Genomic DNA, 2577 nt, shown 5'->3' on the forward strand with positions numbered 1-2577 from the left:
CTTCATGTTGGAAGTGATCAGGCAGAGGGACCGAAAAGCAAACTTGGCCGTACTACGATGATGGTGTTGGCAGTTACATTGCATAACATCCCTGAAGGTATGGCAGTTGGTGTAATGTATGCAGGATTTCTTGCTGAAAATGCACAGATTACAGCAACAAGTGCACTTGCTTTATCACTTGGAATTGCTATCCAGAATTTTCCGGAAGGAGCGATTATATCCATGCCGCTTAGGGCAGAGGGTGAAAGTAAAAGAAAGGCATTTCTGGGAGGTGTACTTTCAGGAGTGGTTGAACCGATTGGAGCAGTAATGACGATTCTTGCTGCACAGCTGGTAATCCCGGCATTACCATATTTACTGAGCTTTGCAGCAGGAGCCATGTTGTATGTCGTGGTTGAAGAACTAATCCAGGAAATGTCTCAGGGACAGCACTCGAATATTGGTACGCTTTTCTTTGCACTTGGATTTAGTTTGATGATGATCCTGGATGTGGCACTGGGGTAAGAGGAATGTTTCTTATGAGAATATTGATTTATGGTGCGGGTGTGATTGGATCCTTGTATGCGACTTTATTTGCAGATGACGGTTATGAATGGCTATGAGGCAACGAAAGCAATCCGCAGAAGTTCCCATGAACTGGCAAAGACGATCCCTATTATTGCCATGACTGCTAATGCATTTAAATATTTTTTTAAATACCCTTTAGGAATAGAAATAAACCTAAAGGGTATTTTCCTCGTAAGCGACATACAAGGGAGGGTTTGGTAGTTTCTATCTTAAGAGGGAAGCTTCCTGGTTGCAGTAAATACATCTATATTTTCCACTGGAGGACAATTTGAAGATGTGCTCGCAGTTTGCTTCCGTACTGGTAATGCAGCGGGGATTTTTGCATTTGATTACATTTTTTAAAGTTCTTGGCGGAACAGGATGATATTTTTTTATCACCTTTCCATCACGAATTACGATCAAAGTGACTCCATCGTTCAAATAACCAAGGACTTCAAGACGCTCAGGCTCTGTAAACCCCTCTATTTTAATCAGATCTTTACAGCCGTATTTTTCACTTCTTACGGACTGCAGTAGGGCAATGGACTGCTTCTGGGAGTCCAGTTCCAACAGCTTGTAAATATCCATTCCTTTTCCAGCCGGGATATGGTCGATCACAATTCCATTTTGGATAGATTCAATCTTTAACATTACAGCACCGTCCTTCCTGTCAGCGGATCCGGGATTTCAAGCAGTGCCATAATAAGTGCCATACGGATATATTTTCCGTTTTGTACCTGGTCAAAATAAGCGGCTCTTGGATCCTGATCCACATCTGAGACAATCTCATCCACCCTTGGAAGAGGATGGAGAACCGGCATATCCGGCTGTGCCAGATTCAGCTTCTCGCGGTTTAAAATATAGGTATCCTTTAACCGGACATAATCTTCTTCGTTAAAGAAACGCTCTTTCTGAACCCTTGTCATATAGAGTATGTCCAGTTTGGGAAGTGTTTCCTCCAGGCTGGTAACCTCTTTGTAAAAAGAATGGTTAGGCTTTAAGGTCTCTTCAATTACGTAATCCGGGATTTTAAGCTCTTCCGGGGAGATGAAGTAAAACTCATTTTCTGGATGACGTACCAGACTGTTTACAAGGGAGTGTACGGTTCTTCCAAATTTCAAGTCACCGCAAAAACCAACTGTCAGGTGATCCAGATGACCTTTTCTCTGGCGGATGGTCATAAGGTCGATTAATGTCTGGGTAGGATGATTATGTCCGCCATCCCCGGCATTGATTACCGGCACTGTGGCATACATGGAAGCGCGAAGGGGAGCGCCTTCCTTGGGATGCCGCATTGCAATGATATCTGCATAGCAGCTTACCACCCGGGCAGTATCGGCTACCGTTTCTCCTTTTGTGGCACTGGACTGTTCAGCACCTGCAAAGCCAAGGGATTTTCCGCCAAGGCTTAACATGGCAGATTCAAAGGAAAGACGGGTTCTGGTACTTGGTTCGTAAAAAAGAGTGGCAATCTTTTTCCCATCTGCCACATGGCTGTACACTTCTGGACTTTCTGCAATGCGGTCAGCCAGATCCAGAACTTTTGTAGTTTCTTCAAGGGTAAAATCAAGTGGATCGATCAAATGTCTCATAACCAGGCTCCTTTTGTTAAAAACTGATCCCGTCTGGCTCCGACGGAAATAAACTGGATTTCATGGTTCAGAAGCTGCTCCAGGATACGAATGTAAGCTTTTGCATTCTCCGGAAGCTCTTCATAGGCCCGGCAGCCCGAAATATCGCATTTCCATCCTGGAAGCATTTCTACTACAGAGGTATAACTATCCAGTTCATCCATAGGATCAAAATCGGTTACTATAACACCGTCACGTTTATAGCCTGTGATCACAGGAATCTCTTTCATGGAACTTAAGACATCCATTTTTGTCAACGCGATCTTATCTGCATTCTGGCATTTTAACCCATAGCGGCTGGCTACGGCATCAAAGGGACCTATCCTTCTGGGACGACCGGTGGCAGCACCATATTCACCGCCAGCTTTCCGCAACGCTTCTTCCCAGTCATCGGACATGG

Annotated in this window: 4 protein-coding genes; 1 reads left to right on the top strand and 3 read right to left on the bottom strand. The window is 44.5% G+C overall.

The features are described 5' to 3' along the window. The coding region (locus I2D69_RS19520; protein ID WP_195380413.1) for a ZIP family metal transporter at positions 1-504 on the top strand (504 nt) is incomplete at its 5' end. Positions 505-771: 267 nt separating this feature from the next. On the opposite strand, the gene I2D69_RS19525 is transcribed toward I2D69_RS19520, so the two are convergent. The 3 genes from I2D69_RS19525 to I2D69_RS19535 form a co-directional block, all read right to left on the bottom strand. After that, on the bottom strand, positions 772-1197 hold the full coding sequence (locus I2D69_RS19525) for an aspartate carbamoyltransferase regulatory subunit (protein WP_195380414.1): 426 nt from the start codon (positions 1195-1197) through the stop codon (positions 772-774). Beyond that, on the bottom strand, positions 1197-2138 hold the full coding sequence (gene pyrB, locus I2D69_RS19530; RefSeq protein ID WP_118584207.1) for an aspartate carbamoyltransferase: 942 nt from the start codon (positions 2136-2138) through the stop codon (positions 1197-1199). The genes I2D69_RS19525 and pyrB overlap by 1 nt, the downstream gene beginning before the upstream one ends. After that, positions 2135-2577 (bottom strand): adenylosuccinate synthetase (locus I2D69_RS19535; protein ID WP_195380415.1); only part of this gene is annotated, 443 nt, incomplete at its 5' end. The genes pyrB and I2D69_RS19535, both read right to left, overlap by 4 nt.

It is taken from the genome of Ruminococcus sp. D54t1_190329_F1 (assembly GCF_015551645.1).
Taxonomy (GTDB): Bacteria; Bacillota; Clostridia; order Lachnospirales; family Lachnospiraceae; genus Blautia_A; species Blautia_A faecis.